Annotated in this window: 13 protein-coding genes and 2 tRNA genes; 3 read left to right on the top strand and 12 right to left on the bottom strand. The window is 65.1% G+C overall.

Translation table 11 applies throughout. The features are described 5' to 3' along the window. Positions 1 to 5 precede the first annotated feature (5 nt). Positions 6 to 647, bottom strand: a complete 642-nt coding sequence (locus AC4D14_RS13375; protein WP_490903058.1) for an aminodeoxychorismate/anthranilate synthase component II — start codon at positions 645 to 647, stop codon at positions 6 to 8. 334 nt (positions 648 to 981) lie between these two features. Between AC4D14_RS13375 and AC4D14_RS13380 the strand changes: the two genes are divergently transcribed. Further along, a complete protein-coding gene (locus AC4D14_RS13380; protein WP_490903060.1) occupies positions 982 to 1,224 on the top strand; it encodes a cell division protein CrgA in 243 nt (80 codons plus the stop codon). 105 nt (positions 1,225 to 1,329) lie between these two features. After that, positions 1,330 to 3,228, top strand: coding sequence for an alpha-amylase family protein (locus AC4D14_RS13385; protein WP_490903062.1), 1,899 nt, complete (start codon positions 1,330 to 1,332; stop codon positions 3,226 to 3,228). Between the two features lie 339 nt (positions 3,229 to 3,567). On the opposite strand, the gene AC4D14_RS13390 is transcribed toward AC4D14_RS13385, so the two are convergent. Beyond that, on the bottom strand, positions 3,568 to 4,437 hold the full coding sequence (locus tag AC4D14_RS13390) for a rhomboid family intramembrane serine protease (RefSeq protein WP_490903064.1): 870 nt from the start codon (positions 4,435 to 4,437) through the stop codon (positions 3,568 to 3,570). 6 nt (positions 4,438 to 4,443) lie between these two features. Then, positions 4,444 to 4,986 carry a peptidylprolyl isomerase gene (locus tag AC4D14_RS13395; protein WP_490903066.1) on the bottom strand — a complete coding sequence of 181 codons (543 nt, stop codon included), beginning with the start codon at positions 4,984 to 4,986 and terminating at the stop codon, positions 4,444 to 4,446. A 156-nt stretch (positions 4,987 to 5,142) separates the two neighbouring features. Here AC4D14_RS13395 and AC4D14_RS13400 point away from each other — a divergent pair, with 156 nt between their 5' ends. Continuing rightward, the gene (locus AC4D14_RS13400; protein WP_490903068.1) at positions 5,143 to 5,970 is read left to right on the top strand and encodes a hypothetical protein; all 828 of its coding nucleotides are present in this window, start codon (positions 5,143 to 5,145) and stop codon (positions 5,968 to 5,970) included. A gap of 81 nt (positions 5,971 to 6,051) precedes the next feature. On the opposite strand, the gene AC4D14_RS13405 is transcribed toward AC4D14_RS13400, so the two are convergent. The 9 genes from AC4D14_RS13405 to recF all read right to left on the bottom strand — a co-directional run bounded on the left by AC4D14_RS13405 (position 6,052) and on the right by recF (position 14,943). Beyond that, on the bottom strand, positions 6,052 to 6,963 hold the full coding sequence (locus AC4D14_RS13405) for a DMT family transporter (RefSeq protein ID WP_490903070.1): 912 nt from the start codon (positions 6,961 to 6,963) through the stop codon (positions 6,052 to 6,054). A gap of 139 nt (positions 6,964 to 7,102) precedes the next feature. Beyond that, a tRNA-Ala gene (locus AC4D14_RS13410) sits at positions 7,103 to 7,175 on the bottom strand. Between the two features lie 45 nt (positions 7,176 to 7,220). Continuing rightward, complete coding sequence (locus AC4D14_RS13415) at positions 7,221 to 7,337, bottom strand: DLW-39 family protein (protein WP_490903072.1); 117 nt, start codon at positions 7,335 to 7,337, stop codon at positions 7,221 to 7,223. Positions 7,338 to 7,375: 38 nt separating this feature from the next. Further along, positions 7,376 to 7,449 (bottom strand) — tRNA-Ile (locus tag AC4D14_RS13420). Between the two features lie 87 nt (positions 7,450 to 7,536). Further along, the gene (locus AC4D14_RS13425) at positions 7,537 to 8,064 is read right to left on the bottom strand and encodes a DUF3566 domain-containing protein (protein WP_490903073.1); all 528 of its coding nucleotides are present in this window, start codon (positions 8,062 to 8,064) and stop codon (positions 7,537 to 7,539) included. Then, complete coding sequence (gene gyrA, locus AC4D14_RS13430; RefSeq protein ID WP_490903075.1) at positions 8,061 to 10,721, bottom strand: DNA gyrase subunit A; 2,661 nt, start codon at positions 10,719 to 10,721, stop codon at positions 8,061 to 8,063. Before gyrA ends, AC4D14_RS13425 begins: the two co-directional genes overlap by 4 nt. A gap of 140 nt (positions 10,722 to 10,861) precedes the next feature. Then, complete coding sequence (gene gyrB / locus AC4D14_RS13435) at positions 10,862 to 12,937, bottom strand: DNA topoisomerase (ATP-hydrolyzing) subunit B (protein WP_490903077.1); 2,076 nt, start codon at positions 12,935 to 12,937, stop codon at positions 10,862 to 10,864. A 244-nt stretch (positions 12,938 to 13,181) separates the two neighbouring features. Beyond that, positions 13,182 to 13,772 (bottom strand): DciA family protein, encoded by a 591-nt coding sequence (locus AC4D14_RS13440; protein ID WP_490903079.1) that lies wholly within the window; start codon positions 13,770 to 13,772, stop codon positions 13,182 to 13,184. Then, positions 13,756 to 14,943 carry a DNA replication/repair protein RecF gene (gene recF / locus AC4D14_RS13445; protein WP_490903082.1) on the bottom strand — a complete coding sequence of 396 codons (1,188 nt, stop codon included), beginning with the start codon at positions 14,941 to 14,943 and terminating at the stop codon, positions 13,756 to 13,758. The genes AC4D14_RS13440 and recF overlap by 17 nt, the downstream gene beginning before the upstream one ends. Positions 14,944 to 14,949 lie beyond the last annotated feature (6 nt).

The raw sequence follows: 14,949 nt of genomic DNA on the forward strand, positions 1-14,949 counted from the left end.
CCGGCTCAGTGGGAGATCAGGGGGCTGAGCGAAGCCGCCCGGGCGGCCGCTCCGCTGAGGCCCAGGGACTCGAGCCAGTTACCGAGCATCTGGTAGCCGCCCTCGGTGAGCACCGACTCCGGATGGAACTGCACGCCGCACAGCGGGGCGCTCTTGTGCTCAAGGCCCATGATGATTCCGCTGGCCGTGCGCGCAGTAACGCTCAGCTCCGCCGGGATGTCCTCACTCACAGCTGCCAGGGAGTGGTAACGGGTGGCGGTCACCGGCGAGGGCAGGCCGGCGAACACACTTGTGCCGTTGTGCTCGACCAGCGAGGTCTTGCCGTGCATGAGCTCGGGCGCATGGGTTACCGTCCCGCCGTATGCCTCGGCCAGTGCCTGATGGCCGAGGCAGACACCGAGCATCGGTTTCGCGTTGGCTCCACACCATTGGATGAGGTCGATGCACACGCCCGCGTCAGCAGGGGTGCCTGGACCGGGAGAGATCAGGACGCCGTCGCGGCTTTCCGCGAGGGCTGCCGCTTCGGCGAGGGTGACGTCGTCATTCCTGACCACGGTCGTCTCGGCGCCGAGCTCCTGAAGGTAGCCCACAAGGGTGTAGACGAAGCTGTCGTAGTTATCGACAACGAGAATCCGGGTTGTAGCCATGATGGGAAAGAGCCAATCGTCGAAAGCAGGGTCCGGCGTCGTGAAAGGCGGATCCCGGACGCCGGGCCGGCTGCCACCGGTCACGGTAAGGACGATCCGCACCTTTAATAATACCGCCCGCCTTCGGCAGCGGCTTCCTGCCCAGTCCGGCGGCGGACCACTGGCCGGCGGGGGAAGGGTTTCCGCCGATCCTTCCCGGTGCTTTCTTTGACTAGAATCGAGAGCAAACCGTACCAAGCGCCGGGTCGGGAACAACGAACCGGCACTTGGGCAGCGGGCGGCCGTGCCGCACACAGGAAGGCCGGCTGACCAGCCGGCCCGTCGAGGAGGAAAAGTGCCCGAGTCAAAGCCCCGCAAGCGAGAAACCCCGGCCAGGGTCGCAGCATCAGAGCCCAAACCGAACCCGGTCTGGTACAAGCCGGTGATGTTCGGGTTGATGATCATCGGGCTGCTGTGGATCATCGTCTACTACATCTCAGAGGGAACCATGCCTGTGCGGCCCTGGGAGGGCCTGAACATCGTCGCCGGCTTCGGCATCGCGATTGTCGGCTTCCTGATGACCACCCGGTGGCGCTAGTACCGGCGGCGTTGAAGTCCGCCCCCCGGCGGGCCGCATTATCTCCGAAAGACGTGCATTGTGGCTGCCATCCCATGGGGGAACGCGCTGGAATAGGCTTGCCCCATGGTTGGACACGAGAGGTTCGAAGGAGATCCGGTTCGTGCCGCGGTGCTTGCTGCACGCCGCGAAGCAACCTCCAACGCCGACTGGCAATCCTTCGAATCCCGCTACGACGCCGAATTCCCCCGCCTGGCCGCCCTGTTCCGGCGCGTCTACGGCGAGGGAGCCGATGACCAGCTGACGCTGCTCGCCGCCGAGGCGGCCGAAGCCTGGCAGGACCGGCCGGCCGAGCTGAAGGCCCTCGACGAGTCGCGGGCCGGGAACCCGGACTGGTTCCAGTCCAACCGCATGCTCGGAGGGGTCTGCTATGTGGATCTCTACGCCGGCGACCTCTCGGGCCTCCGGTCCCGGATCCCGTACTTCAGGGAACTTGGCCTGACCTACCTCCACCTGATGCCGCTGTTCCTCGCCCCCGCTGAAAACTCCGACGGCGGATACGCCGTCTCCGACTACCGCGAGGTCGCTCCGGCCCTCGGCAGCATCAAGGAACTTGCCGCGGTCGCGGCAGAGCTGCGCGCGAATGGCATCTCCCTGGTCCTTGACTTCATCTTCAACCACACCTCGAACGAGCACGAGTGGGCGTTGAAGGCGCGCGCCCGTGATCCGGAGTTCGAGGACTTCTACCTGATCTTCCCGGACCGGGAAATGCCCGACGCCTACGAGCGCACCGTGCGCGAAATCTTTCCCGATGACCACCCCGGTTCCTTCATCCAGCTCGACGACGGACGCTGGGTGTGGGCAACCTTCCATTCGTTCCAATGGGATCTGAACTACCGCAATCCGGCGGTGTTCCGTGCCATGGCCCGGGAGATGCTGTTTCTGGCCAATCTGGGCGTGGACATCCTCCGGATGGATGCCGTCGCGTTCGTCTGGAAGCAGCTCGGCACCGCCTGTGAGAACCTTCCGGAGGCACACCTGCTGCTCCAGGCCTTCAACGCTGTCTGCCGGCTCGCGGCACCCTCCCTGCTCTTCAAATCCGAAGCGATCGTCCACCCGGACGAGGTTGTCCAGTACATCAGTCCCGGCGAATGCCAGCTCAGCTACAACCCGCTGCAGATGGCGTTGATCTGGAACTCGCTGGCCACCCGCGAAGTCGCGCTCCTGGCCCAGGCGCTTGAGCGCCGCCATAGAATTCCCAGCGGCGCTGCATGGGTCAACTATGTGCGCAGCCATGACGACATTGGATGGACCTTCTCCGATGAGGACGCCGCGGAATTCGGGATCGGCGGATTCGACCACCGGCGGTTCCTCAATGCGTTCTTCGTCAACCGGTTTCCGGGCAGCTTCGCACGCGGTGTCCCGTTCCAGGAGAATCCGCGCACGGGCGACTGCCGCATCTCCGGCACAACGGCGTCACTGGCCGGACTCGAGGCGGGGGACCCGGCGGCCGTCAACCGGATCGTCCTTGCCCATTCCATCGTGCTCAGCACCGGTGGAATCCCCTTGATCTACCTCGGGGACGAGGTGGGGCAGCTCAATGACTACGACTATGCGCTTGATCCCGGCAAAGCCGACGACACCCGGTGGGTCGGGCGGCCGGCATACCCCGCGGACCGGTACGCCCAGAGGTCGGATCCACGCACGGCGGCTGGTGAAATCTTCAGTCGACTGCGCAGGCTCATTGAGATCCGATCGGTGACGCCGGAGTTCGCCGGCGGGGAGCTGATACCGTTCCACACCCACAATCCGCACGTCCTTGGCTACCAGCGGCCCGCCTCGGCACCCGTCGGCGGTTCGGCGGTCCTCATCCTTGCGAATTTCGCCGAGACAAGCCAGGACGTCTCCGCGAGGACCCTTTCGGGGATGCCCGCCGCTGCCCATGAGCTCATCTCCGGCCACCAGATGGGTCTGTCCTCCGGCGTCAGCCTTGAGGCCCACTCCGTGCTGTGGCTCCGCGTATAGGACCCTTCGCGCATGGATGCCCCGGGGCATCCTCGTGGGTCCCCCTCGGGCGGCATCATCGATGGTGACGCATGCCGCGCGGCCAGATCGCCAGACGCTGACTCATCGCACCGGAGCAAGGGAGGGATGTGCACACCTGTGTATGAAGTTATCCACAGGTGTGCACAAATCTGAGGAAAACCCCCGGCGGGGTGCGGGATTCGGCCCGCTCCTTGTCCACATCTGTGGAACTACATGTGTGTAAGTTATCCCCTGTGTGGATAAACCCTGTGGATAAAGCAGGGCCCGGCAGCCATTGCTGGTTGCCGGGCCCTCTCGGGTTGCGGAGTCGGTGGAGGGTCAGGCCGAAATCAGTGACACCCCAGCCACGCTCAACAGCGCGAGCAGTCCCGCTACGGCGCCGATCCCGGCCCACTGGATCCGGGCGCGCGCCCTGCCCCGCGGGGCGTAGGCAAAGACAGCGGCGACCGCCGCGCCTGTCAGCAGCCCACCCAGGTGCGCCTGCCAGGCGATTCCCTGAACCACGAAGCCGAGCACGGCGTTTATCGCGATCAACACGACGAGCTGGCGCACGTCTCCGCCCCGTTTGCGCTGAATGATGAACAGGGCCCCGAACAGGCCGAACACGGCGCCTGAGGCACCGACAACCGGCTGGAGGGGGTTGCTCAGGAGCAGGACGCCCACCGACCCGCCGAGTGCGGCCAGCAGATACAGGGAAAGGAACCGGGCGCGGCCCAGGACGGGTTCAAGGGCCTGGCCGAGAATCCACAGCGCATACATGTTGAAGGCGATGTGGAGCAGGAACCCCGGGGAGTGAAGGAAGGCCGCGGTGAGCATCCGCCAGGGCTCGGCCTCGATCACGCCGGGGTAACCGGCCGTGTAGAGAGGAGCGTACTGGAGGGCGGAGGTCAGTCCCGGCACCGCCAGCTGAAGGAGGAAGATGCCCACACACGCAGCGATGATCCCGAGCGTCACCACCGGGCGGCCGGAGCGCACTTTTCCGCCGAAGGCGGTTGTGGTCTTTGGCGCGTTCCGGGCCTGTTCGGCAACACAGTCGACGCACTGGATGCCCACGGCTGCCTGTCGCTGGCACTCCGGGCATGCCGGACGGCCACAGCGCTGGCAGCGGACGTAGCTGACCCGGTCGGGATGGCGCGGGCAGACCGGCGCATCTTGCGCCGGACTGCCCGCAGGTACTCCGTAGGACACGGAGGCCTAAAGCTGCTCTACGGTAATGCTCGTGATGACGACATCCTCGAGCGGCTTGTCGCGCATATCGGTGGCGATTGCGTTGAGTTCATCAACCACCTTCTTCGATGCAGCGTCGGTTACCTCGCCGAAGATCGTGTGCTTGCCCTGGAGCCAGGTGGTGGGCACCGAGGTGATGAAGAACTGCGACCCGTTGGTGCCGCGCCCTCCCTGAACCCCTGCGTTGGCCATGGCGAGCTTGTAGGGCTCGGTGAAGTTGAGGTCGGGGTTGATTTCGTCGTCAAACTGGTAGCCCGGACCGCCGATGCCCTGGCCCAGCGGGTCGCCGCCCTGGATCATGAAATCCTTGATGATGCGGTGGAAGATTGTGCCGTCGTAGAGGGGGCTTGTCGATTCTTCGCCCGTCTTGGGGTGGGTCCATGCAATCTGGCCGGTGGCCAGACCGACGAAGTTCTTGACCGTCTTTGGCGCATGGTTGCCAAAGAGGTCAACCAGAATATCTCCGTGGTTGGTGTGGATGGTTGCCTTTGCGGTGGGGATAGCAGTCATGGAGCCCATTCTTCCACGGTGCATTACCGCCTAATATGCTGGTGCGAGCCCATTCCGCGCACAGTGAAAAAGCCGGGGAACTCTCCCCGTGAATAGCATGGCCTGCTGATAGCACGTAGGCTGACCAAAACGAGTCACGATCTGCTGGAGGTACTTGTGAAGAAGAACGAAAAGACAACACGAGCGTTCGACGAAGGCGTGATTGCGGGCATTGCTGCCGCGCGGGGCTGGGCAACCCCCCATGTTGGCGCGGCGTACGGCTGGGCGAAGCCGCGGTGGGACCGCGGGTTCGAAACAGCCACACCCCGGATCCAGGAGAGCGTGCGCAGGGCGGCCACGGGGCTTTCCGGCGGCATCGCCACCGTGTCTCCGATCATCCAGGAACGGCTCGACCGGGTGGGTCCGCGGATCACCCAGGTGATCGACCAGACGACGCCGCGGGTCCAGGAGACTGTGGGCAAGGCAGGACCGGCGATCGTCATGGCTCGGGGCAAGGTCGTCGACGACTATATTCCGGCCCTTTCCTACAAGCTTGGCGAGGCCGCCGACTCGGCGTCGCGTTCGGTCGCCGGTGCCACGGTTCCCCCCTCGGTCACCTCGGCGGTCACCCGGATGACGGGCAACAAGAAGGCCGTCCGGAACGCCCAGCGTGCCCTCGCCGCAGCCGCAATGCAGGCCTCCAAAGACCTCAAGAAGCGGCAGAAGCGCCGTTCCGGCTCCAAGGTGTGGCTGATCCTCGGGATTATCGCCGCCGCCGCTACGGCAGGCGTCGCGGCTTGGCGCGCCTCCAAGCCGGTTGAAGACCCGTGGAAGACCCCTGCACCGGTCAAGCCGGCGCCCGTCGTCGTCGAGACGGTCGATTCACCGGCAGTGGTCGTCGTCGAAGACGACACAACCGCCACCCCCACTGCGCCTAAGCCGGCCGCTGCCGAGACAACGGACAAGGCAAAGCACGCAGCACCTCCGAAGGACGCAACGAGCTAGTTCCTGCGTCAACGGGCGCGGGAGGAGGGCCAAGGGCCTTCCTCCCGCGCCCTTCGTCGTTAAAGCGCCCCAGTCCCCACGTCAGTCCCCACCCATGGCCGGCGGCTGCGCGGCGGTCCTGGGCGTCGGCGCCCGGGTCTGGGACCGGGTCTGCCCCCTGAGCACCACCGCCAGCCCCAGAAGGATCAGCAGCAGCCCCGCGTAGGTTCCGCCCGGAAGCACCTCGTTAAGGAAGACGGCGGCCAGCAGCGCGGCCCCGGGAATTTCGAGGAGGATGATCATCGAGACCACGAGCGGGCTGAGAACGGCGAGGAGATGGTTGAAAACGCTGTGTCCCATGATCTGGGCCACGAGCGTCACCCCAAGAATGCCCGCCCATGCCTCGGGCGGAAAACCGGTGAGCGGCTGGCGGAAGACCAGGCACAGCACAAGCAGCAGGACGGCACACCCGCCGTAGCAGAGCGTGGTGTAGGTTCCCGTCGACATTGTCCGCCGGGCTGCGGCGCCCGCCAGCTGGTAGACGCCGGCGAGGGCCCCGCCTGCGAGGGCAAGGACGTCGCCGAGGATGGCGTCAGCGGAAAGCTGGAGGTCGAACCCGGTGATCACGACGACGCCGGCGAACGCGATGCTCAGCCCGATTACGACGGCCGCCGGGGGACGGGAGCCGCGGACCGCATTGAAGAGGGCGATCCAGCCGACCTGGAGGCAGACAAGGGCTGTTGCTGCGGCAACCGAGGTGAGTTTCAGCGACGTGATGAAGCAGGTGAAGTGCAGGGCCAGCGCGCCCGCCGCGACGGCAAGCCGGGAATAGTCGGTTCGAGTCAGCGCACGGAACTCCGCCCGCTTGGAGACTGCCGCGGGCCCTCCCATGATCAAGGCTCCGAGCATGTTCCGCCAGAACGCGATCGCGAGGGCAGGTGCGGCGGTCGCGGCCATGATTGGGCCGGACGCCGCGACGCCCACGACGCCGAGCACTGAAAGAAGAATGACCACCAGTAAACCCTATGGCACGTTCCGGGGCGGCCCGCGTACCCGCTCAGGCAGCGCGCGGATTCCCCGCACATCGATGCATCTTGGACAACCAACGACAAACAAAGAAGTCCCCGGCCTGTGGCCGGGGACTTCTATTCGGTGGAGGCACGGGGACTCGAACCCCGAACCCCCTGCTTGCAAAGCAGGTGCGCTACCAATTGCGCCATGCCCCCGAATTTGAGCCTTAGTCAGTATATCCCAACTGCCGCGGCCCGATTTCACTCAACCTCGTCGGTTGCCTTGCTCCAGACTGCCTTTTCCTTCTCGGAATCCTGCCACCGTTTGTAAACGAGAACTCCTGCTGCTGCAGCTGCGGCAATCAGCAACTTCTTCACAGTAGTCTCCTCGCAGTTTCCTGCTGGTGGTGGATCCGTGGGCGTACCAGGACTTGAACCTGGGACCTCTTCGTTATCAGCGAAGCGCTCTAACCGCCTGAGCTATACGCCCCGATACCTCATCGGGCCGAAATACGACTTTACAGCAGTGACCTGCCGATCATCAAATCGCATCCCGCGGCCCGTGAGGATCCGGTGATCAGTCGTCGGTAAGGGTGACGCCGATCCCGCCGACCAGTGCCGACGAGATGTTGTAAAGCACCGCCGAGAGCATTGCCAGCGCGGTCAGCAGGACGACATTGACCACGGCGATGATCGTCGCGAACGAGACAACCTGCCCGAGGGAGGCGAACTGCCGCAGGTCGAACCCACCGCTTTCCGAGCCGGCGATCTCGCGCAGCAGCTCATTGACGCCGTCGAAGATGCCGGTGAGGTCAAGCACCGTCCAGATGACGATGGCTGCCACAACAGTGACGATGCCGAGGGCTACGGAGAGCAGGAAGGACATTTTAAGGACCGACCAGGGGTCGATCTTGCTCACAAGCAGGCGCGCCTTGCGGGCCTTTGCCTTCGGTGCCGGCTTCACCAGCCCCGGCCGGGTCGCGGGCTTGGTTCCCGCGGAAGCGGGGCGCTGCGACGGGCGCGCAGGGGCATTCACCCGCGGGGCGCTGCCCGACGAGCGGACTGTCCCACTGGATGACCGCGGGTTTGTGTTGGCCGGGCTCACTCGCTACCTCCGTTTTCCGGCGACTCAGCGTTGAGCTCAGCCGTTTCTTCTGTCGTCAACGGTACTTCATCGGCGTCACTGGTCGTGGAATCTCCGGGCACCTCAGATCCGTCGAGTGAAACAATCTGTGCTTCCTCGACCGCGTCGTCGTCAACGGCGAGCGACCGCTCGCTGTTGCGGGCGACGCCGATGATGCGGTCCTTCTTGTCGGGTTTCGCGAAAATAACACCCATTGTGTCGCGGCCCTTGGCCGGGACACCGGTCACGGCCGAGCGGACCACCTTGCCGCCCTCCATCACAACGAGGACCTCATCGCCCTCCTGCACCACGAGCGCGCCGACGAGGTCGCCGCGCTCCTCGGCGAGTTTCGCGACCTTGATGCCCAGTCCGCCGCGGCCCTGGACCCGGTATTCGTCGACCTTCGTCCGCTTGGCGAAGCCCCCCTCTGTCACGATGAACACGAAGGAGTCGTCGCTGACGACGGCAGCGGCAAGGAGTTCGTCGGTGTCGCGGAACTTCATTCCGGTGACGCCCGAGGTGGCACGGCCCATGGGGCGCAGCGCCTCGTCCGTCGCGGTGAAGCGCAGAGACTGGCCCTTGCGCGAGACAAGCATCAGGTCGTCGGTCTCGGAGGCGAGCTGCGCCGAAACGAGTTCGTCGCCGTCGCGAAGGTTGATCGCGATGACGCCGGCCGATCGGTTGGTGTCGTAGTCCTCGAGCCTCGTCTTCTTCATGAGCCCGCGCTTTGTGGCAAGGACAAGGTACGGGGCCTGCTGGTAGTCGCGGAGGTCGAGGACCTGCGCGATTGTCTCGTCCGGCTGGAACGCCAGAAGGTTCGCCACGTGCTGGCCCTTGGCATCGCGGGCAGCCTCGACAAGCTCGTATGCCTTCGCCCGGTACACCCGGCCGAGGTTCGTGAAGAACAGCAGCCAGTGGTGCGTCGTTGTGACGAAGAAGTGCTCGACGACGTCGTCCCCGCGCAGCTGTGCTCCACGGATGCCCTTGCCTCCGCGGGCCTGCTGGCGGTAGTTGTCGCTCCGCGTGCGCTTGACATACCCGCCGCGGGTGATGGTGACGACCATCTCCTCTTCGGGGATGAGGTCTTCCATGCTCATGTCGCCGTCGTAGCCCATGAGGATTTCGGTGCGGCGGTCGTCGCCGTGCCGGTCGACGATCTCCTGGAGCTCGGTTGAGACGATGGAGCGCTGGACCTCCGGGGAGGCAAGGATGCGCTGGTACTCGGTGATCTCCCGCTCGAGCTTGTCGTGCTCGTCCTGGATCTTCTGCCTCTCGAGGGCGGCAAGCCGGCGCAGCTGCATGTTGAGGATCGCAGCCGCCTGGAGCTCGTCGATCTCGAGCAGGCTCATGAGGCCGTTCCGGGCGTCGTCGACCGTCTGGGAGGCACGGATCAGCGCGATTACCTCATCCAAGGCGTCGAGGGCCTTCAGGTAGCCCCGCAGGATGTGCGCCGCTTCCTCGGCCTTCCGCAGCCGGTAGCGGGTCCGGCGCACGATGACCTCGAGCTGGTGGGTGACCCAGTGCCGGATGAAGGCATCGAGGCTGAGCGTGCGGGGAACATCGTCAACGATGGCCAGCATGTTGGCGCTGAAGTTGTCCTGCAGCTGGGTGTGCTTGTAAAGGTTGTTCAGAACCACCTTGGCGACGGCGTCGCGCTTGAGGACGATCACCAGGCGCTGGCCGGTGCGCCCCGAGGTCTCGTCGCGCAGGTCGGCGATGCCGCTGATCTTGCCGTCCTTGACCAGGTCGGCAATCTTGATGGCCAGATTGTCAGGGTTGGCCTGGTAGGGCAGTTCGGTGACAACGAGGCAGGTGCGGCCCTGGATCTCCTCGACATTGACCACGGCGCGCATGGTGATCGACCCGCGGCCGGTCCGGTAGGCGTCCTCGATGCCGCGGTGGCCGAGGATCTGCGCGCCGGTCGGGAAATCGGGGCCCTTGATACGGACGATCAGGGCCTCGAGGAGTTCCTCCTTGGAGGCGTCGGGGTTCTGCAGGTACCACTGGACCCCGTCGGCGACCTCGCGCAGGTTGTGGGGCGGGATATTGGTCGCCATGCCCACGGCGATTCCGGAAGAGCCGTTGACCAGCAGGTTCGGGAAGCGGGACGGCAGGATCGTCGGCTCCTGGTTCTTGCCGTCGTAGTTGTCCTGGAAATCGACGGTTTCCTCGTCGATGTCGCGGACCATCTCCATGGCCAGCGGGGCCATTTTCGTTTCGGTGTAACGGGGGGCTGCCGCGCCGTCGTTGCCGGGGGAACCGAAGTTGCCCTGGCCCAGAGCCAGCGGGTAGCGCATGGTCCAGTCCTGGATGAGGCGGACGAGCGCATCGTAGATGGCCGTATCGCCGTGCGGGTGGTACTGGCCCATCACTTCACCGACAACGCGTGCGCACTTGTTGAAGGAGCGCTCCGGGCGGTATCCGCCGTCGAACATCGCGTAAAGCACCCGGCGGTGAACGGGCTTGAGGCCGTCGCGGACATCCGGCAGGGCCCGGCCAATGATGACGGCCATCGCGTAGTCGAGGTACGAACGCTGCATTTCGGTCTGCAGGTCCACCTGCTCGATGCGGTCGGTCAGGACCTCTCCCTCGAGGGGCGCGTCGGGACCATTGCCGTCACCGATGGTGTCATCACTCATAAGTCAGTTCCCGTTCTATAACTGTTTGAAGCAACAAGAGTTGCGGGCCGTCGGCCCGCTGCCGCCGTCCTGGGAAAGCGCCGATGGTGTGCGGGCCCGCGAGCCCGCAGCCCATCCTGCCGGCGGGTGCCGGCGGTTCATTAGATGTCCAGGAACCGCACGTCTTTGGCATTCTGCTGGATGAAGTTCCGCCGGGATTCGACGTCCTCGCCCATCAGCACCGAGAAGACCTGGTCGGCCGCGGCGGCGTCGTCCATCGTGACCTGCAGCAGCGTGCGGTGATCGGGATCCATCGTGGTTTCCCAGAGCTCGGTGTAATCCATCTCGCCGAGTCCCTTGTAGCGCTGGATGCCGTTGTCCTTGGGGAGCCGCTGGTTGTTGGCGAGTCCCTTCCGGATCGTCTCGTCGCGTTCCTTGTCGCTGAAGACGTAGTCGTGCGGCGCGTTCGACCACTTGATGCGGTACAGCGGCGGCTGGGCCAGGTACACGTAGCCGCTTTCAATCAGCGGGCGCATGTAGCGGAAGAGCAGCGTCAGCAGCAGGGTGGTGATGTGCTGGCCGTCGACGTCGGCGTCGGCCATCAGGATGATCTTGTGGTACCGGGCCTTCGCGACGTCAAAGTCCTCGCCGATTCCGGCACCGAAGGCGGTGATCATGGCCTGGACCTCGCTGTTGCCCAGTGCCCGGTCGAGCCGGGCCCGTTCTACGTTGAGGATCTTTCCGCGCAGGGGGAGGATCGCCTGGGTTTCGGGGTTGCGTCCCCGTACCGCCGAGCCGCCTGCGGAGTCGCCCTCCACGATGTAGATCTCGGACTTGGCCGGGTCCTTCGACTGACAGTCCTTGAGCTTGCCGGGCATTCCGCCAGACTCAAGCAGGCCCTTGCGGCGGGTCGACTCGCGCGCCTTGCGGGCGGCAAGGCGCGCCTGGGCGGCCTGGATTGACTTGCGGATGACGTCGCGGGCCGGGCCGGGGTTGCGCTCAAGCCAGTCGCCGAGCTGGTCGGTGACCACGCGCTGGACGAAGCCCTTGGCCTCGGAGTTGCCGAGCTTCGTCTTCGTCTGGCCCTCGAACTGCGGTTCGGCGAGCTTCACGGAGATGACGGCGGTGAGGCCCTCGCGGATGTCGTCGCCGGTAAGGTTGTCGTCTTTTTCCTTGATGATGTTCTTGTCGCGCGCGTACTTGTTGATCAACGTGGTCATGGCGGCACGGAAACCCTCCTCATGGGTTCCGCCCTCATGGGTGTTGATCGTATTGGCGTACGTATGGACGCTCTCCGAGTAGGCGGTCGTCCACTGCAGCGCGACCTCAACGGCGATCTTGCGGTCGGTGTCTTCGGTTTCGAACGCGATGACGTCCTCGTGGATGACCTCGACGCGCTTGGAGGAGTTCAGGTGCCGAACATAGTCGAGCAGCCCGTTTTCATAGAGGTACTCGACGTGGCGGTGCTTCGGGGTGTCGTCCTCGGGTTCCTCTCCGGGCTCGTGGTGCTCGGTGATTTCATCAGTCTCGATGTCGGCCCGCTCGTCGACGAGGCTGATCCGCAGTCCCTTGTTGAGGAACGCCATCTGCTGGAACCGCGCGCGGAGCGTCTCGTAGTCGAACTCGACGCTTTCGAAGATGGTCTCATCCGGGTAGAACGTCTGCGTGGTTCCGGTCTCGGAGGTTTCCTCGCCCCGGACCAGCTCTCCGACGGGCTTGCCACCGTCGGCGAAGGATTGGTGCCACACGTGGCCCTGGCGCCGCACTTCGGTCTCGACCCGCTTCGAGAGCGCGTTCACAACCGAGATGCCGACGCCGTGCAGGCCACCGGACACGGCGTAACCGCCGCCGCCGAACTTTCCGCCGGCGTGAAGGATGGTCATGACGACTTCGACTGTGGGACGGCCCTCGGTGGGGTGCATGTCCACGGGGATGCCTCGGCCGTTATCGATGACCCGCACGCCGCCGTCGGCGAGCAGGGTCACCTGGATGCTGTCGGCATGCCCGGCAAGCGCCTCGTCGACGGAGTTGTCGACCACTTCATAGACAAGGTGGTGAAGACCGCGGGGACCTGTGGATCCGATGTACATACCGGGGCGTTTCCGCACCGCCTCAAGGCCTTCGAGCACCGTGATGTCGCTGGCGCCGTAGCTGTGGGAGGTCGCTGCTGCGAGGGCGGGTGATTCACCGACCCCAATTTTTACATCGCTAGCGTTCAACTCGTTGTCGTTTGCCACAGGCGCAGTCGACTCCTCAATGTTTTGGAAAGGAAAAAACCTATCCTATTCTACCCTGCGGCACCGGGGATTCCGGCATCAACCGCCCTTCACTGGCCAATAATGCCGCTTTGGAGCGGACCGCAGGTGCCGGGCTAGGGACGTATACGTCTCCAAGGGCTTGAGAGCGCCACACGGCGCGAGGCGATTCCGCGGCCCTTCCCGGCGGCGGCATCTGCGGCACCCGGAGGAATCGGCCGATCCACTACCCGTAGGTGTCGCGCGGACCGCGTCCCTTCACCGATCGGCCGCCCTTCCTCCAGTTGGGAGCTGCCGGGCCAAGGACGGAGATGCGGGTCACGACGCCGGGGCCGAGTTCCGCGTCGAACCGCCGAATCAGGTCGGGGCTGATCAGGCGGAGCTGCGTGGCCCAGGCCGTTGAGTCGCAGCGCACCAGGACGGTGTTCCCATCGAAGCTCTCCGGGATGCAGTGGGCGGAAATCTCGGATCCCACAAGTTCGTTCCACCGGGCCAGCACCGATCCGACGGCCACCGGGGAGTTCCATCCGCGTTCGGAGAGCATCCGATTGAATACCCTTCCGAGTCCCTCTGGATCCCTTCCTCCGTAGACCGGGTCGGGCGAGTACCGCTTCCGGGGCGCCGAGGGTGTGCGGCGCGATGCCGAAACCCGGGGATTTCCGCGGGAGGCGGAGGCGGCCCGCAGCCGGTTCAGCAGTGCCTGCGGCGCATTCCGTTCGACCTCTTCGGGCGGTGGGGTTTCGCTGTTGGCGTCGCTTTCCGGCCCGGACAGGGTCCGGGCGTCGGGGATCTCCTGTTCCTCATCCCGCCTCGACATCGATTCCTCCAGGGAATACCTTCAGTTGCCGCCCCGACAGCTCGCCGGGGATGTCGCCCGCGACGGCGGCCGTGACAAGAACCTGCTCGGCTCCAGCCACGATGCTGGCAAGGCGGGTCCTGCGCTCAGTGTCCAGTTCCGCGAAGACGTCGTCAAGGATCAGCACCGGCGTCGCGCCGGCGGTTTGATCTTCGTCATTGAGCAGGTAGTAGGCGGCAAGCCGCAGCCCGAGGGCCACCGACCATGTCTCGCCATGGGAGGCATAGCCCTTCGCCGGTGCCGGTCCGAGCGTGAGGTCGAGTTCATCCCGGTGCGGTCCCACGAGGGAGATACCCCGGTCCAGTTCCTTTCGGCGGTGCTGGATCAATGACTCAAGGAAACGTTTAGTCAGTTCCTCCTGGCCGATCCCCTCAAGGTTTTCGGGGCCGGAGCCGGGATGGCCGGGTTCGTCGTCGTCATCGAAGACCGCCGAAATGCTCGACCGGTAGGCTGCACCGGCTTCCTTCGAGCCCTCGGTGAGCTGGGCGTAGGCACGCGCCAGGTGCGGCCGGAGCCGCGAAACGAGTTCCACCCTTGCCGCGAGCAGCTTTGAACCCGATTCGGCGAGGTGCTGATCCCACACCTCCAGGGTCGCTTCGTGGCCGGTGGAGAACCGTCCCGCTGCGCGGGCCGACTTGAGCAGCGCATTGCGCTGCTTGAGAACCCGCTCGTAGTCCGAGCGCAGGGCGGCCTGATGCGGCATCAGGGTCACCAAAAGGTCATCGAGATAACGCCGCCGGCCGGCGGGATCGCCCTTGACCAATGCCAGATCCTCGGGAGCGAACAGCACCGTGCGAAGTATTCCCGCAGCGGAACGTGCCCGAACCGGATTGGCCCGGTTGATCCGGGCCCGGTTCGGGCCTTCGGCATTGATCTCGACCTCAACGCTGGTGCGCTGGGTGGCGCGCACCAGCTGGCCCCGCACGAACGCCCGTTCGGCGTCGAAGCCGATGAGGGGTTTATCGGTCGTTACCCGGTGCGACGAAAGCGACGCCAGGTATCCGATGGCCTCGACAATGTTGGTCTTGCCAACACCGTTCGGCCCCACGAACACCGAAACTCCAGGGAGCAGCTCGGTGTCGAGGTGCTTGTAGCTGCGGAAGTCCGTGAGGGAGAGATGCTCTATGTACACCGTCCG

It is taken from the genome of Arthrobacter sp. TJ-254 (genome assembly GCF_058269175.1).